12 protein-coding genes and 1 pseudogene are annotated in these 15929 nt (G+C 66.9%); 8 read left to right on the top strand and 5 right to left on the bottom strand.

Features of this window, described 5'->3' with window-relative positions:
* From N826_RS44525 to N826_RS33555, 8 genes and pseudogenes are all read left to right on the top strand, one after another.
* Nucleotides 1–245: pseudogene (locus tag N826_RS44525) on the top strand (hypothetical protein); the annotation flags it as partial.
* 357 nt (nt 246–602) lie between these two features.
* Nucleotides 603–1559, top strand: coding sequence for a helix-turn-helix domain-containing protein (locus N826_RS33585; RefSeq protein ID WP_063772359.1), 957 nt, complete (start codon nt 603–605; stop codon nt 1557–1559).
* 93 nt (nt 1560–1652) lie between these two features.
* A complete protein-coding gene (locus N826_RS33580) occupies nt 1653–4670 on the top strand; it encodes a xanthine dehydrogenase family protein molybdopterin-binding subunit (protein WP_084721406.1) in 3018 nt (1005 codons plus the stop codon).
* Entirely contained in the window at nt 4667–5494 is an 828-nt protein-coding gene (locus N826_RS33575; RefSeq protein WP_044436284.1) for an FAD binding domain-containing protein, read from the top strand. The genes N826_RS33580 and N826_RS33575 overlap by 4 nt, the downstream gene beginning before the upstream one ends.
* Nucleotides 5482–6021, top strand: coding sequence for a (2Fe-2S)-binding protein (locus tag N826_RS33570; protein ID WP_044436282.1), 540 nt, complete (start codon nt 5482–5484; stop codon nt 6019–6021). The genes N826_RS33575 and N826_RS33570 overlap by 13 nt, the downstream gene beginning before the upstream one ends.
* Nucleotides 6014–7549, top strand: a complete 1536-nt coding sequence (locus N826_RS33565; protein ID WP_044436280.1) for an AMP-binding protein — start codon at nt 6014–6016, stop codon at nt 7547–7549. The genes N826_RS33570 and N826_RS33565 overlap by 8 nt, the downstream gene beginning before the upstream one ends.
* 66 nt (nt 7550–7615) lie before the next feature.
* Nucleotides 7616–8419: an enoyl-CoA hydratase/isomerase family protein gene (locus N826_RS33560; protein WP_044436278.1), complete on the top strand. Its 804-nt coding sequence runs from the start codon at nt 7616–7618 to the stop codon at nt 8417–8419.
* Nucleotides 8420–8524: 105 nt separating this feature from the next.
* Complete coding sequence (locus tag N826_RS33555) at nt 8525–9814, top strand: benzoate/H(+) symporter BenE family transporter (protein ID WP_044436276.1); 1290 nt, start codon at nt 8525–8527, stop codon at nt 9812–9814.
* Between the two features lie 50 nt (nt 9815–9864).
* Here N826_RS33555 and N826_RS33550 read toward each other — a convergent pair whose 3' ends face one another.
* From N826_RS33550 to ppsA, 5 genes are all read right to left on the bottom strand, one after another.
* On the bottom strand, nt 9865–10233 hold the full coding sequence (locus tag N826_RS33550; RefSeq protein WP_044436274.1) for a transposase: 369 nt from the start codon (nt 10231–10233) through the stop codon (nt 9865–9867).
* Entirely contained in the window at nt 10175–10366 is a 192-nt protein-coding gene (locus tag N826_RS46095) for a transposase (RefSeq protein ID WP_169789466.1), read from the bottom strand. Before N826_RS46095 ends, N826_RS33550 begins: the two co-directional genes overlap by 59 nt.
* Nucleotides 10367–10393: 27 nt before the next feature.
* Nucleotides 10394–10744, bottom strand: a complete 351-nt coding sequence (locus N826_RS43720) for a hypothetical protein (protein WP_147041116.1) — start codon at nt 10742–10744, stop codon at nt 10394–10396.
* A 133-nt stretch (nt 10745–10877) separates the two neighbouring features.
* Entirely contained in the window at nt 10878–13469 is a 2592-nt protein-coding gene (locus N826_RS33545; protein ID WP_044436273.1) for a cation-translocating P-type ATPase, read from the bottom strand.
* Between the two features lie 27 nt (nt 13470–13496).
* The gene (ppsA, locus tag N826_RS33540; protein WP_044436271.1) at nt 13497–15905 is read right to left on the bottom strand and encodes a phosphoenolpyruvate synthase; all 2409 of its coding nucleotides are present in this window, start codon (nt 15903–15905) and stop codon (nt 13497–13499) included.
* Between the last annotated feature and the right edge of the window lie 24 nt (nt 15906–15929).

The following is a 15929-nucleotide window of genomic DNA, read 5'->3' as shown; positions in this document are numbered from 1 at the left end:
CCGGACGGCTGGTTGACTGGGAATGCGGCGCTCGCGACGAACGAACCTTTCGACGGCTGTTCGAGCGCCTCGGCCGCTGGAAAGTATGCCTGTTCTGCTCCGACAACTATGTCTTCTACCCGTTGGTGCTGACGGTCGGCGGCCACTACCAAGGCAAGGGCGAGACGGTCAGTCTGGAACGCAACAATGGTCAGCAACGCCATTCTAAACCATTGCAAAACAACAAAAGGCGCACTTCATTTTAGAATGTGCCCCTGCCGTTGATTTGAACTCATAATTTTTGTTATGGAAATTAACGGTGTGATACAACTCTGTTCAGCCCCTAACGAGATTCTCCGGCGTCAACACGCTGCGGAGGCATCGACCTGCTCCTCAGTCTTCAGGTTGCGCCAACCGGCCATTTGGATCTGACAGTTATCCTGATCCATATCGGCCCCCGGTGGGACTGGTCGGCATCGTGTGTCATCTTCCCAGGTGTCAGCGCTCTTTTCCAATTTAACAGCGTTTCATTCAGCGCAGATCCGCACGACACAACCATATGCAGACAGATACAAATCCGAAGATGGGCCGGCTGAACCGGCTCCAGCATGTGGAAAGGCCGAATGTCCAAGGCTCTCAGGATATTCCAGGGGAAGTTCGGGCGGGTAGCGCTCCTGGACATGGATGCGGTGCTGATCAACCACGCGCACCCGCACTGCCACGTCCTGATCAAGTCGTCCGGAGCCGACACCTTCTTCGCGGTCCGGGATCAACTCTGCCCCTTGCGTGACGATACCGCCGTACTGATCAATGCCTGGGAACCGCATTCCTACGCGCACCAGCCGGGCGCACCGCCGAGCATCATCCTGGCGCTCTATATCGAGCCGCGATGGCTCGCCGACATGCAGAAGGAGTTTACGGCAAGTGCCAGACCGGGGTTCTTTCCCCATTCTTGCGGCGAGCTGAGTCCCCGTATCCGAAGGCTGGCGGACCGCATGACCGATGAGCTGCTCTTCAACGACGATGCCGGCCCGGCCCACGAAGAACTTCTGTTCGACCTGATGATCGCGGTTATCGAACGCTTCTCGGAATGGCGCTCGCTGATCGCCACCCGGCGCACCGCCCGCCTTCCGGCGAGCGATTACCGCATCCGCAAGGCGGTCGCCCATATGCGCGAGAGCCTGGGCCGCGAAAGCCTGGACGCCGAGGGTTCGGGCCGGGAGTTCAACGTCGACGAGGTGGCGAGATCCGCGGGCCTGTCGCGGGCGCACCTGTTCCGGCTTTTCCAAAGCACCCTGGGGATCACCCCGGCGCTCTATTTCAATGTGCTCAGGATGGAGGCCGCCTTCGGCGACTTGGCCGACGCCGAGCACTCCATTACCGATATCTCCGGCCGGCTCGGGTTCGCGGCACCCAGCCACTTCACGCGCTTCTTCCGCCACAACCAGGGCGTGACACCGACGGAATACCGGCGCGTCGTCAATCTGATCGCCGAGGCGGGATCGGCTCCCGGCACTGAACCGTTCGCCGGACCTTTCAGGGCGGCCCCTTGGAAAGTCGGTTCCCACGACCCTGAATGACGCAAAATGAGACCGTAGGGTAATTCCCGAGACTGTCCGATAACAGCCCATCGACCCCCCCGCTGTAGCTTGCCGGCAACGGGAGGAAAAACGATGACGGCTTTGACGAAGGCTCCAAGCGAGATTGCGCCCGCTGCCGGCGCACCGGCTTCGGCGGCATTGATCGGGCAACCGATCCCACGGCTGGAAGACGCCGCGATCCTGACGGGACAGGCGCGGTATACCGACGATCTTCCGGTCAAGCCGGGCACCCTGCATGCGGCCATTCTCCGCTCGCCCCATGCCCACGCGGAAATCCTGGGCATCGATGTCCAGGCGGCTTGTGCCATGAAGGGCGTCTCCGCCGTCGTGACGGGCGAGGACGCCAAGCGCTTCGCAGCCCCGTTCCTAGTCGGCGTCCGCGCGCAGATGGAACACTGGTGCCTGGCGGTGGACCGCGTCCGCTATGCCGGCGAGCCCGTGGCCGTCGTGCTGGCCGACGACCGCTATCTGGCCGAAGACGCGCTCGACCGGATCGAAGTCCGCTACCGCCCGCTGCCGGTCGTCATGTCGATCGATCAGGCGCTGTCGGGCGACGGCGAACCGCTTCACCCCGCCGTCGGCTCCAACATCGTCAACACGCGCCCCTTCAGCTACGGCGACGTGAACGCGGCTCTTAAAGCCGCCGAGCACAGGATCTCCGCCACCGTCCATTATCCCCGCAACTCCTGCACCCCGATGGAATGCTTCGTGGTCATGGCCGACTATGATCGGGCGGACGGGGCTTACGAGGTCCTGTCCAACTTCTCCGGGCCTTTCGCCATCCATCCCGTCATGGCGAAGGCGCTCAAGGTGCCGGGCTCGAAGCTCCGGCTCAAGCTGCCGCCCAATTCGGGCGGAAGCTTCGGCAACAAGCAGGCGGTATTCCCCTACATCGTCATCATGGGCGTCTGCGCCAGGGTCGCCGGCCGTCCCGTCAAATGGGTCGAGGACCGGCTGGAACACCTGATGGCCGCGACCTCGGCCACCGCCCGCCGGACGGACCTGGAAGCGGCGGTCTCCGGCGATGGCCGGATCCTGGGCCTGCGGATGGAGCAGACCGACGATGTCGGAGCCTATCTGCGGGCGCCCGAGCCGGCGTCCCTCTACCGCAACCACGGCAACCTGACGGGAGCCTACCGGATTCCGGCGCTGGACGTCGTCAACCGGCTCGCCGTGACCAACAAGACGCCGACCGGCCTCAACCGAGGCTTCGGCGGCGGACAGCTCTACTTCGCGATCGAGCGCCTGATGCACCGGATCGCGGTGACGCTGGGCCTCGACCCGCTCGACGTGATCCGGCGCAACCTGGTGCCGGCCGCCGAGATGCCCTACACGACGGCATCGGGCGGCATCCTGGATTCAGGAGACTTCCAGGCGGCGGTCGAAGCGGCTATCGCCGACGGCGGCCTCGACGACCTGAAGACGCGCCGCGACAGGGCGCGGGCGGAAGGACGGCTCTACGGCATCGGCTACGCCGCCATCGTCGAGCCGTCGATCTCCAACATGGGCTACATCACCACGGTCCTGACGGCGGATGAGCGCCGCAAGGCGGGTCCGAAGAACGGGGCGCAGGCATCGGCAACCGTCTCCGTCGATCCGACCGGCGGCGTGACCGTGACAGTCGCTTCGGCTCCTCAAGGACAGGGACACCGCACCGTCCTGTCGCAGGTGGTCGCCGACGTCTTCGGGTTGCGGCTCGGCGACATCGCGGTCAATACCGAGTTCGACACGGCGAAGGACGCCTGGTCGATCGCCGCCGGCAATTATTCCAGCCGGTTTGCCGGCGCCGTCGCGGGTACCGCCCATATCGCTGCCACCCGCCTGCGCGACAAGCTGGCGAAGCTGGCGGCATCCCAACTGAACGTGACGCCGGAGGACATCCGGTTCGCGGGCGGCAGGGTGTTCGCCGCCGGAAACCCGGACAACAGCCTGTCGTTCTCCCGCGTCGCCGCCGCCGGCCATTGGTCGCCCGGCACCCTCCCCGACGGCACGGAAGCGGCACTCCGCGAAACGGCGTTCTGGACCCCACCGCCGCTCAAGGCGCCGACCGAATCAGACGTCATCAACAGCTCCGCCTGCTACGGCTTCGTCTTCGACATCTGCGCGGTGGAGATCGACCCGGTTACGGCGCAGGTGCGGATCGACAAATACGTCACCATGCACGACGCCGGCCGAATCCTGAACCCCCTCATGGTCGAAGGGCAGATCCTGGGCGCCTTCGCCCATGCCGTGGGAACGGCGCTGTACGAGGAATACGCCTACGGCTCGGACGGCAGGTTCCTGTCCGGCACCTTCGCCGACTATCTGGTGCCGACGGCCTGCGAAGTCCCGGTCCCCCTCATGCTCCACCGGGAATCGCCGTCGCCCTTCACGCCCCTGGGCGCCAAAGGGGTCGGCGAGGGCAATTCGATGAGCACGCCGGTCTGCATCGCGAATGCCGTTGCGGATGCCCTGGGATTGGAGATATCGACCCTGCCGCTGACCCCGGCGCGGATCGCGGCGCTGATCGAAAAGCCGGAGGTAGCAAAGCCCGCCGGCATGGCCGCCGTCCCGTCGAAAGCGCCCGCCACGGCCGGCGGGCGCGGCCTCCGGGGAGAAGGCAGCCGCACGGTTCCAGCATCTCCCGAGCAGGTCTGGGCGATCCTGCTGGACCCGAAGGAGCTGGCGGCGCTGCTCCCCGGCTGCGATGCGCTCGACCTCGCCGGACCCAACGCCTACCGGGCGGAGGTGGTGGTGGGTATCGGCCCAGTGCGGGCGCGCTACGTCGCGGAGGTCGAACTCACCGATCTCGACCCGCCCAGGGCGCTGACGCTGTCCGGCAGAGGATCGAGCGCGCTCGGCTTCGGCGAAGGCAGCGGGCACGTCACGCTGGAGGCTGCTGCCGACGGCACGCGCGTCGTCTACCGCTACGACGCCGCCGTCGGCGGCAAGGTGGCCGCCGTCGGCGGGCGAATGCTGGACAGCGCCACCCGCATGCTGATCGGCCAGTTCTTCGACCGGCTGATCGCCAGGGCCGGCGGTCCGGCAGCGGTCGAGACCTCCCCTTCCCTTCTCACCCGTCTCCTGAGACTTCTGGGGCTCCGGCCATGAAACCCGCACCCTTCGACTACCTGCGCGCCGCCTCGGCGGAGGAGGCGCTGGCGACCCTCGCCGAACATGGCGACGAGGCCCGCATCCTGGCTGGCGGACAATCGCTGATGCCGATGCTCAACATGCGCCTGCTTCAGCCACGGATCATCGTGGATGTTTCCGCAATCGCCGAGCTGCGGAAGATCGACGCGCGGGATGGTCATCTCGCCGTCGGCGCCTCGGTCACGCAGTCCGGCCTGATGGCGAGCCCCGGCTTGGCGACCCGGTCCCCGCTGCTGGCCAGCGCCCTGCCTTGGGTCGGGCACTTCCAGACGCGCAACCGCGGCACCGTCTGCGGTTCCGTCGCCCATGCCGACCCCAGCGCCGAGATCCCGCTGTGCCTCGTGGCGCTGGAGGGCGAGGTCGTGTTGCGGTCCACCCGCCGCCGGCGGACCGTGGCGGCCGAGACCTTCTTCATCGGCCCGCTCACCACGGTTCGAAACCCCGACGAGATGATCGAGTCCGTCCGCTTTCGGTTGCCGAAACCCGGCGCCGGCTATGCGTTCCGCGAAGTCGCCATGCGCCACGGCGATTTCGCGATCACCGCCTGCGTCGCCGTGGTCGACGCCAGCGGCATCCGTCTCGCCGTCGGCGGGGTCGCCGACCGTCCGGTCGCGAAGAACTGGCCGCTGCTGAAGGACGATGCGTTGGACGATGCGCTCAACGCCTTCGCCTGGGAGCTTGGCGGCGACGACGACCAGCACGCCACCGCCCGTTATCGCCGCGATCTGGTCCGCCGTGTCGGACGCCTGGTCATTGAGGAAGCCCGGTCATGCCAAGCCTGAACGCGCAAGCCAAACACCCCGTTTCCATCACGCTGAACGGCAGGACCCGGATGGGCCATGCCAGCCCCCGGATGCTCCTGAGCGACTTCCTGCGCCATGAACTGGGCGCCCACGGCACCAAGGTCGGCTGCGAGCACGGCGTCTGCGGCGCCTGCACGATCCGCCTGGACGAGGTCGCCGCCCGCGCCTGCCTGACGCTCGCCGTGCAGGCCGACGGCCACCGGGTCGATACGGTCGAAGGCCTCGCCCCTGAGGGCAGGATGACGGCGCTTCAGGATGCCTTCAACCGCCACCACGCGCTGCAATGCGGTTTCTGCACCGCCGGCATCCTGATGTCGCTCTCCGATTATCTGGAACGCGTGCCGAAACCGACCGAGACGGAACTCCGCGACATGCTCAGCGGCCATCTGTGTCGGTGCACCGGCTATGCCGGTATCGTCCGGGCCGTGATGGACGTGACTGGCCAAACGTCCGGGAACGCCGATGCCGAAGACGCGTCCGGCCGGAAGGAGCCGGTCCATGTTTGATCTTGGCCGCAGCTTCCTCGCCAGCGCCGAACGCAGTCCCGACGCTACCGCCATCGTCGACGGCGATATCCGCCTGACCTATGCCGGCTGGATGGACAGGGTTCTCCGGATCGTCGGCGCCTTCGACGATCTCGGTCTCAAGCGCGGCGACTGCGTCGCCACGGCGCTCCAGAACACCTGGGAAATGGCGACGATCCACTGGGCCTGCCAGATGGCCGGGATCATGGCGGCGCCCTTGAACTGGCGCGTGAAGGCGGAGGAGCTGGATTTCATCGTGCCGAACGCGTCCGCTCGCCTGATCATGTTCCAGGATGTCTCGGCCGAGGCGGTCGCCGGATCGGCCGCCGCCTCGGCACTGCCCCAGGTGACGGTCGGTGGCGAGACAGCCGGACCCGCGATACCGTTCTCCCGGCTGCTGGAGAACCGGCCGGCGCCAGCATCGCCGCGTGCCGGAGCGGACGACCTGTCGCTGCTGCTCTACACATCGGGCACCACGGGCAGGCCGAAGGGCGTGCCGCGCCGGCACCGGGCGGAACGCGCCGCAGCACTGGCCCATGTCGCCCAGAACTGCTACGCCTTCGCCGAGCGCACGCTTGGGGTCATGCCGCTCTACCATACGATGGGCATCCGCTCCCTGCTGTCCATGGCGCTGATCGACGGCTGCTTCGTCTGCCTGCCCCGGTTCGACGCGGCCGACGCCCTCCGCCTGATCGAGCGGGAAAAACTCACCTGCCTCTATCTCGTGCCGACCCTGTATCACGACCTGCTGGCGCATCCCCGCTTCGCCGGGACCGACATCTCGTCGGTGCGGAAGCTGGGCTTCGCCGGCGCTCCGATGACCGACGGCCTGATCAGGCGGGTAGAGCAGGCGTTCCGTCCAGAGTTGTTCGTCAACCACTACGGCTCGTCGGAGGTCTACACCTTCACCATCAACCAGAAGGCCGCGTCGAAGCCCGGCGCCGCCGGCAAGGCGGCGCTCAACCAGCGCATCCGGGTGATCAAATTAGGGTCCAGCGATCCGGACGCCTTGGCCGCCCCTGGCGAGGAAGGTCAGATCGTCGCCGATCTGGCGGGCGACGAGGCGTTCGAGGGCTATCTGAACCGCCCGGACGCCGACGCCAAGTCGCTGCATGCCGGCTGGTATTTCACCGGCGACACTGGAAGTTTCGACGCGGACGGCGACCTGTTCGTCACCGGGCGGGTCGACGACATGATCATCACCGGCGGAGAGAACGTGTCGCCGGTCGAGGTGGAGAACGTGCTGTCCCTGTGCGACGGCGTGCTCGAAGTGGCCGTGGCCGGATTGCCGGACGAACGCTGGGGACAGAAGGTCGTGGCCTTCCTCAGACGCGGTTCCGGCATCGACGCCGATGCGCTGGATGCCCACTGCCGAACCTCCGGTCTCGCCAATTTCAAGCGTCCCCGAGAATACGTGTTCCTGGACGAAGTCCCGAAATCGCCGGTCGGCAAGATCCTCCGCCGCAAGCTTCAGGCCGGCGAATACCGGCTGGAGCCGGGATCCTCCTGATCCGCGCCTGAAATCCTCAAGACGCCACCCGAAGAAACCCATTTGTAAAAATAAGGAAAACGACCGATGTCGACCTATCCCTTCAAGACTCCGCAGCTCAACGAACTCGATGGTTTCCGCGTCGAGCTGATCGCCGACAAGGAACGCGCCGATATCGTCTTCGACCGTCCGCCGCTGAACATCGTCTCCATGCTTCAGCGCGACCAGCTCAGCGCCGTCTTCGCGGCACTCGACGACGATCCCCAGGTACGGGTCATCGTGCTGCGCAGCGCCGGCGAAAACTTTTCCTCGGGCGGCAAGATCACCGGCTTCATGGAGGCAACGCCGGAACACGTTTCCGAACTGGCGTGGAACATCGCGGCACCGGAGCGCTGCCACAAGCCGGTGATAGCACAGGTCCGGGGATACTGCTTCGGCGTCGGCTTCGAGCTGTCGCTGGCCTGTGACTTCCGCATCGCTTCCGACACCGCGCAGTTCGCCCTGCCGGAAATGCGGATCGGGATGATTCCGGGTTCCGGCGGCTCCGCCCGCCTGCTCCACATGATCGGCATCGCCCGCACCAAGGACATGGTCATGCGCGCCAAGCGGATTCCCGGACGTCAGGCTCTCGACTGGGGTTTCGTGACCGACTGCGTGGCCGATGCCGAACTGGAAGCGGCGGTAGCTGCCCTGGTCGATGAACTGCGCGGCTTCTCGCCGCTCGCCCAGCGCACGATCAAGACCGTCCTCAACCGGGGGCAGCACACCTCCGTCCAGGGCGCCATCGAGATCGAAGGGCAGGCCTATGGCCGCCTGCGCGGGTCGGACGATTTCCGCGAGGGCGTCGCGTCCTTCACCGATAAGCGGAAGCCCGTCTTCACCGGCGCCTGACCGGCCGACGCGGGGAGGAAACAAGCAACCAAGGAACGAAGCCGGACAAGCGGCTTCGGCGGAACCGGGCGGACCTTCGGTCCGTCTGCCCAACGAGGTGCGACCATGACGACAAACGACGCCGACGCCACGACTCCCGCTCCGGGAGGACGCGCCGCCATCATCGAGCCCGGAGTTGGCTACCTGAAGGGCCTGCGCGAACTCCCCCGCCACCTCACGCTGAAATCGATCAGCGCCGGCACGGTGGCCGCCATCTTCGGCTGCTCCGGCCCCGCGCTGATCGTCATCGGCGCGGCAGAGGCGGGCGGGCTGACCGGCAGCCAGACCGTTTCCTGGCTGTTCGCCATCTACTTCCTCGGCGGCTTAATCAGTCTAGTCCTGGCTCCCTTATACATGCAGCCGGTGGTCGGGGCCTACTCGATCCCCGGCGCCGCCATCCTGGTCGGAGCGCTGACGGCATTCGACTTCAATCAGGCGGTGGGAGCCTTCATCATGGCCGGCGTCCTGGTCCTGCTGCTGGGGCTGAGCGGCGTGATCGGCAGGGTCATGCGCTGGCTGCCGATGCCCATCGTCATGGCAATGATCGCGGGCGCCTTGATCCGGTTCGGTACCGGGGTGGTCACGGCGGTCGGCGCCGCTCCCCTGATCGTCGGGGCGGCTGTCATCGCCTTCTTCGTCGTGATGCGGTTCGTCAAGGCGTTTCCACCCGTGCTTGCCGCCCTGATCGTCGGGGTCGCGGTTGCGGCCCTGACCGGGTCCATCCAGACCGCCAGCATCGACATCGCCTTCGCGGCGCCCACCTTCACCGTTCCGACCTTCACGCTGGACGCTTTCCTCGCCATCAGCGTGCCGCTGGCGATCCTGGTGATTGGGGCGGAAAACGCCCAGGCGACCGGCGTCCTGATGGTCGAAGGCTACCGCCCGCCGATCAACGCGATGACCGTCATCAGCGGCGTCGGCGGCATCCTGGCCGGCCTTCTCGGGGGACACAACGCCAACATCGCCGGACCGATGACCGCGATCTGCTCGTCCGAACAGGCAGGCGAGGACAAGGGCGGACGCTACGCGGCGGCTGTCGTCAACGGCGTGCTGTTCGCCGCGTTCGGCATCGTCGCCGGCTACGCGGTTCCCATCATCCTGGCCTTGCCCCGGCCCCTGATCGGGGCCGTCGCCGGCCTCGCCATGATCGGCGTGCTGCTCACGGCGTTTCAGCAGGCATTCTCGGCCGAACGTGGCCACCAGTTCGGCGCCTTCGTGGCCTTGATCGTGGCGATGTCGGACATGAAGCTGCTGAGCATCAGCGCTCCGTTCTGGGCCTTGCTGCTGGGCGTCCTCGCCTCCTGGCTCGCCGACCGCGTGGAAGTCCGCCGGGCGACGACGGTCGCCGGGACCTGAGCGACCACAGCCGATCCGGATACGCCGTCCTCAGGAGCTGTTTGTCGAAGTCAGCCGCCGACCTTCTCGATCACCAAGCGCTTCACGGGCTCGGAGAGGATGAAAAGTAAGGCGATTTCAATGAAGGCGATGAGGTGCGCCTTCGTTCGCTCGAAGATCGTGTTCAACAGCCGGTAATTCGAAATCCAGGAGAAGGAGCGCTCCACCACCCAGCAGATTCCGGTCGGGATGAAGACACCATCATGACCGCGGGCAATGGCCTTAACGGTAATACCGAGCTTCCCGCCAGCCCTGGCCAGTCGTTTGCTTCGGTAGCCCAGGTCACCCAGTGCCGATCCCCGGAACCCTTTGCCGGAGAGTTCACGGAGCACCGGGATGATGCCCTTCGTATACCGTCTGACGGCGTTGCCACGGCCCATGCACGTTGGCTGACGAGACGTCGACCGCCAGCGGGATGCCATACTTATCAACACCCAGGTGAACCTTGACGCCGTTGACTTTTTTGCCGCCATCAAAGCCGCTCGGCGCCGACCTGCAGGAGCGGCTATCGATGACGACGGTACTTGGGGCTCGGCGGTGTCACCGCAGGCCAGCCGCCAGGTGCAGCGCAGCCGATCGAGCAGGCAACGCCACAGGCCGGGCCGGGTCCAGCGGGCGAACAGCGTGAAGAGCGTGCTGAACGGGATATCGTACAGCTGGCCGATCGCGCGTCACTGCATGCCACAGAAGCACAGACACCAGATCGCCATGATCGACTTGGCACGGCGCTGCTCCAGTCAGCGCCGGCTTTGGTCCCGACCGTGTCGGCTTCGTGCCGTCCGCCTCCATTGCCGCGAGTTCCATCAGAACCTCGTCCACGAAGGCATCGACGTCGGCAAAGGCGGCCCACGAGGCTGGAGAAGACTTGGCGGTTCTGACGGCGGTACCCATAGCCTGCTGGTTCGGCGATTGTTGATGACGGCCCTCGACATAGCCCGTTAACCTCCCGCGCGTCAGCCCTCTTTCAGCTCAAAGTAGCATCCCGGTCAGCACAGGGCGGCACGCCCCGTCAGCGAACAAGCTCTCAGCGTTCATCATGCCTGGCCAGCCGTTTGCGTATCTCATCGGCCACGACCATGGCAGCGACGGCGGGAACACCGGCTGCCCAGGCCCACGCGGGCAGTGGCGCCGTGCCGAACAGCCGGTTGCCGATCGGGGTGTACACGATCAGCAGGATCAGTCCGATCTCCACCGCCACTGCCCACCACAGGCGCGGGTTGCCGGGCAAGGTGCGGTCGAGGATTGGCTCCCGCTCACGCCGGCACAGGAACACGTTGACGGCCTGCGCCACCACGATGGCCGCAAGACAGGCTGTCGTGGCCTGAAGATAAAGCGGATCGGCGCGACCGAGACCCTGCCCCCATTGCCAGCCGCCGGCAGACAGAACGGCAAAATATCCGGACATCGCGGCAATCGCCTCGAACGATCCCAGCAGCAGGTAGGCCCGCAGGATCAGTCCGGCGGTCAGCAGCCCCTGCCTTCGGGAGCGCGGCGGCATGGTCATGGCGCCGCCGTGCGCCGGTTCAGCACCCAGCGCCAGGGCCGGCAGCATGTCCGTGCCCAGATCGACCGCAAGGATCTGGATGACCGTGAGCGGCAGCGGCACGCCGAACAGGCCGAAAGCAAGGTAAGGCACCAGCTCGGGAACGTTGGAGGCCAGGATGTAGGTCATGAACTTGCGGATGTTGGCGAACACCGCCCTACCCTCCTCCACGGCGCTGACGATGCTGGCGAAGTTGTCGTCGAGCAGGACCATGTCGGCGGCTTCGCGCGCCACGTCGGTGCCGGACAGGCCCATGGCGATGCCGATGTCGCCCTGCTTCAGCGCCGGAGCGTCGTTCACGCCATCGCCGGTGACGGCGACGATCTCGCCCCGGCGCTGGAGTGCCTGGACGACGCGCAACTTCTGGTCCGCGCCGATGCGGGCGAACAGGATGTCTTCGGCGTCGAGCGCCAGCATCAGGTGGGCTTCGGACATGACCCGCAGCCGGTCGCCGGTCACGATCTCCGGTTCCAGTCCCTCGACCATGCCGATTTCCCGCGCGATGGCGAGCGCCGTGTGAGGATGGTCGCCGGTGATCATGATGACGCGTATGCCGGCGCCCCGCGCCTTGGCGATCGCATCGGGAACCTCCGGCCGGGGCGGGTCCTCCAGCCCGACGAGTCCGGCCAGGGTGAGGCCGCGCTCGGGATCGTCGGCGTCGGGGTTCCGCCTCCACGCCAGCGCCAGCACGCGCAGCCCCCGGTTCGCCATGTCCTCCTGCTTCCGCAGAAATGCGGCGCGCCGGTCCTCGTCCAGGAACACGGCTCCAGTGTCCTCGGCGCAGTGCGAGCACAGCGGCAGCACCGTCTCGACGGCGCCCTTGGTATAGATCACAGGGCCTTGGGGAGTGCTATGAAGGGTCGAAAGGCGCTTGCGCTCGGTGTCGAACGGCACCTCGCCCACCTGCGGGTACAAAGGCCCCGGACCGGCGTGCTCGACCAGAGCCACTTCCATCGGATCGCCGAGCCAGCCGTGGTCCGACCGTTTCAGCGTATGGCAGTGGCGTTCCACCGCCGCCAAGGCATTGACCGGCCCCTGCGTCGCCTTTACCCTCATCCGGTTGAGCGTCAGGGTGCCCGTCTTGTCGGTGCAGATCACGGTGGCCGAGCCCAGTGTTTCGACAGCCGGCAGGTGCCGGATCAGCACGTTCCGCCTCGCCATGCGCCTTGCCCCGATGGCGAGCGCCAGGGTCACCGTCGGCAGCAGTCCTTCCGGCACGTTCGCCACGATGATGCCGATGCCGAACACCAGCGCCTGCCACGGCGGCAGGCCGGCCCTCAGCCCAAGTGCCGCCAGGGCGATACCCGCGACGACGGCCAGCACGCCGATGATCCGGCTGACCCGCGCGATCTCGGCCAGAAGCGGCGAGCGTTCGCGGTCGTCGCCCTGGGTCAGCTTGGCGATGCGCCCGAACTCCGTGTGGGCGCCGGTCGCGTAGACGACGGCGCGTCCCTCGCCGGCAACCACGCTGGTCCCCGCCAGGACAAGGTTGCTCGCCTGAAGGGGATCGGTCTCGTCGGTCGGGTCGGCGTCGCGGAAAACCGCTTCGGCCTCGCCCGTCACCGGCGCCGCATTGATCCGCAGACTCTGGGCGTCGATCACCCGCGCGTCCGCCGGCACGCGGTCGCCTTCGGCCAGCTGAATGACGTCGCCCGGCACGATGTCCGTCGCGTCGCATACCGCGAGGGCGCCATGACGGACCACCTTCACCCGCTGCGGCAGCAGGCGGGCCAGCGACGCGAGTTCCCGCTCCGCCTTGTAGTCCTGCCAGAAGCTGAAGAGGCCGTTGATGACGATGACCGCGACGATGGCGACGGCCAGGACGCCCATGCCGCCGCCCGGCTCATAGCCCTCCGCCACCAGCGCCAAGGCCGCGGCCAGCCACAGCAGGACGGCGAAGAAATGGGTGAAGCTGCGCAGGAAGCGCTCGACCACGGGCCGGCGCCGGACCGGCTCCAGGATGTTGCGGCCGAACCCGCGCAGGCGCCGCTCCACCTCCGCTGCGGCGAGACCGGCCTGGCCGCTGCGCAGGCTGGCCAGAGCCGCCTGCGCTGAAAGCTTCTGGATGCGCATGCGGGCGCCCGGTGGTCCGGAGCCCGCTTACCCGGCTTCCCTCGGCGCGCGTCCGAGCTGACGTTCCAGATCCACGACGGCGCTCAGGGTCTTCAGGACGCTGTCCGGCGTCAGGCTGATGCTGTCGATGCCGAGGCGCACCAGGAACTCGGCGACCTCCGGGTAGTCGGAGGGCGCCTGTCCGCAGATGCCGCACGGCCGGCCGTTTCGCTTGGCGCCTTCGACCGCCTGACGCAGGAAGGCGAGCACGCCGGGATCGCGCTCGTCGAAGTCGAAGGCCACCAGCGGACTGTCGCGGTCCACGCCGAGCGTCAACTGGGTCAGGTCGTTGGAGCCGATCGAGAAGCCGTCGAACAGCTTGGCGAACTCGTCCACCAGCAGCACGTTGTTGGGGATCTCGCACATGACGTAGACCTCAAGGCCATCGCGCCCGCGCTCCAGCCCATGGCGCGCCATGGCCGCGATCACCCGCTCCGCTTCGTCCAGCCGGCGGCAGAACGGCACCATGACCTTGACGTTGGTCAGCCCCATCGTCTCGCGGACCCGCACGAGAGCCTTGCACTCCAGCGCAAAGCCTTCCTCGTAGGCCGGATGGGCGTAGCGCGCGGCGCCCCGGAACCCCAGCATGGGGTTCTCCTCCACCGGCTCGAACCAGCGCCCGCCGATCAGGGAGGCATACTCGTTGGTCTTGAAATCCGACAGGCGGACGATGACGGGGCGCGGATGGAAAGCGGCGGCTATCGTGCCGATGCCTTCCGACAGGCGTTCGACGAAATAGGCGGAGCCGTCCGGATAGTGACGGATCAGGCGGGCGATATGGTCGCGTTCGGCCGCGTCCTCGACCCGATCCCGATGGATCAACGCCATTGGGTGCGCCTTGATGGACTCGATAATGATGAACTCCATCCGCGCCAGACCGACACCATCGACCGGAAGCCGCGCGTTCCGAAAGGCCTGATCCGGGTTGCCGAGATTGACCATGATGCGTGTTTGTGGGCGCGACAACAGGCTGAGATCGACGCGATCAACCCGGAACGGCACGGCGCCGTCATAGACCATGCCCGTGTCGCCCTCGGCGCAGGACACGGTCACTACCTGTCCTTCCGACAGCGCTGAGGTCGCCCGCTCCGCCCCGACAACGGCGGGTATGCCCAGCTCCCGGGCGACGATGGCGGCGTGGCAGGTGCGGCCGCCCCGGTTGGTGACGATGGCCGCCGCCGTCTTCATCACCGGCTCCCAGTCCGGCGTGGTCGTGTCCGCGACCAGAACTTCGCCGGGGCGGAAGGCCGAGAGGTGATGGGCGTCCGTCACCACCCGCGCCGGGCCGGAAGCGATGCGGGCGCCGACGGCGCGGCCGGTGGCGAGGACCCTGCCCTTGCCTTCCGGAACGAAGCTTTCCATCTCCAACGCGCCGCTGCGGGACGCGACCGTTTCCGGCCGCGCCTGCACGATGTAGAGGCCGCCGTCCAGCCCGTCCTTGGCCCACTCTATGTCCATCGGCTGGCCATAGTGGTCCTCGATCCGGATCGCGTATTCGGCCAGCCGCAAGACCTCCTCGTCGGTCAGGCAGAAGCGCTCGCGATCCGCATTGGGCGTCGGGACGATCCGCGTCGGCTCCCGCGTGCGGCCCGGACGGTAGATCATGCGGACCTGCTTCTCGCCCAGGCGCCGCCGCAGGACTGCACGGTGCCCCTGCCGGAAAGTGGGCTTGTGGACGTAGAACTCATCGGGATCGACGGCACCCTGGACGACTGTTTCGCCCAGCCCGTAGGCGCCGGTGATGAACACCACGTCCCGGAAACCGGATTCCGTGTCGAGCGTGAACATGACGCCGGCAGCACCGAGATCGGCGCGCACCATCTTCTGTACGCCGACGGAGAGCGCCACCTTGAAGTGGTCGAACCCCTGGTCGATCCGGTAGGAGATGGCCCGGTCGGTAAACAGCGAGGCATGGCAGCGCCGCACCGCGTCGAGCAGATCGATCTCTCCGGCCACGTTCAGGTAGGACTCGTGCTGCCCGGCGAAGCTGGCGGTCGGCAAGTCCTCGGCGGTCGCGGAACTGCGGACCGCGACCGTCAGCGTCTCGCCGTATTTCGCCAGCAGCCCGCGCCATTCGGCGCGTAATTCGTCCTCCATGCGCGGGGTCAGGCCGGCGGCGTAGACGATCTCTCGGGCACGCGCCCCAGCGCGGGCGAGGCTGACGACATCGGTCTTGTCGAGAGGGTCGAGCAGCCGGTGGAGTTCATCCCATGCCTTCGCCTCGGTCAAAGCATCCCGGAAGGCGGCTGCGGTCAGGGCGAAGCCGTCCGGCACCTCGACGCCCAGCGGCCTCAGATGCCGGTACAACTCACCGAGGGAAGCATTCTTGCCGCCGACCGACGAAACATCGTCGCGTTCGAGATCGGAGAACCAGCGGATGTACGTCGTGTCCTGCATGGCCGGCTCCTGCTTTTACGACAC

This window comes from Skermanella aerolata KACC 11604 (assembly GCF_000936425.1).
Taxonomy (GTDB): domain Bacteria; phylum Pseudomonadota; class Alphaproteobacteria; order Azospirillales; family Azospirillaceae; genus Skermanella; species Skermanella aerolata.
Note: the sequence above shows the minus strand (reverse complement) of the source record. Positions and strands in the feature narration are given on the sequence as shown.

Coding starts and splice junctions, on each gene's coding strand:
- N826_RS33585 (WP_063772359.1), top strand. CDS start 603: ATGTCCAAGGCTCTCAGGATATTCCAGGGGAAGTTCGGGCGGGTAGCG.
- N826_RS33580 (WP_084721406.1), top strand. CDS start 1,653: ATGACGGCTTTGACGAAGGCTCCAAGCGAGATTGCGCCCGCTGCCGGC.
- N826_RS33575 (WP_044436284.1), top strand. CDS start 4,667: ATGAAACCCGCACCCTTCGACTACCTGCGCGCCGCCTCGGCGGAGGAG.
- N826_RS33570 (WP_044436282.1), top strand. CDS start 5,482: ATGCCAAGCCTGAACGCGCAAGCCAAACACCCCGTTTCCATCACGCTG.
- N826_RS33565 (WP_044436280.1), top strand. CDS start 6,014: ATGTTTGATCTTGGCCGCAGCTTCCTCGCCAGCGCCGAACGCAGTCCC.
- N826_RS33560 (WP_044436278.1), top strand. CDS start 7,616: ATGTCGACCTATCCCTTCAAGACTCCGCAGCTCAACGAACTCGATGGT.
- N826_RS33555 (WP_044436276.1), top strand. CDS start 8,525: ATGACGACAAACGACGCCGACGCCACGACTCCCGCTCCGGGAGGACGC.
- N826_RS33550 (WP_044436274.1), bottom strand. CDS start 10,233: ATGGGCCGTGGCAACGCCGTCAGACGGTATACGAAGGGCATCATCCCG.
- N826_RS43720 (WP_147041116.1), bottom strand. CDS start 10,744: ATGGGTACCGCCGTCAGAACCGCCAAGTCTTCTCCAGCCTCGTGGGCC.
- N826_RS33545 (WP_044436273.1), bottom strand. CDS start 13,469: ATGCGCATCCAGAAGCTTTCAGCGCAGGCGGCTCTGGCCAGCCTGCGC.
- ppsA (WP_044436271.1), bottom strand. CDS start 15,905: ATGCAGGACACGACGTACATCCGCTGGTTCTCCGATCTCGAACGCGAC.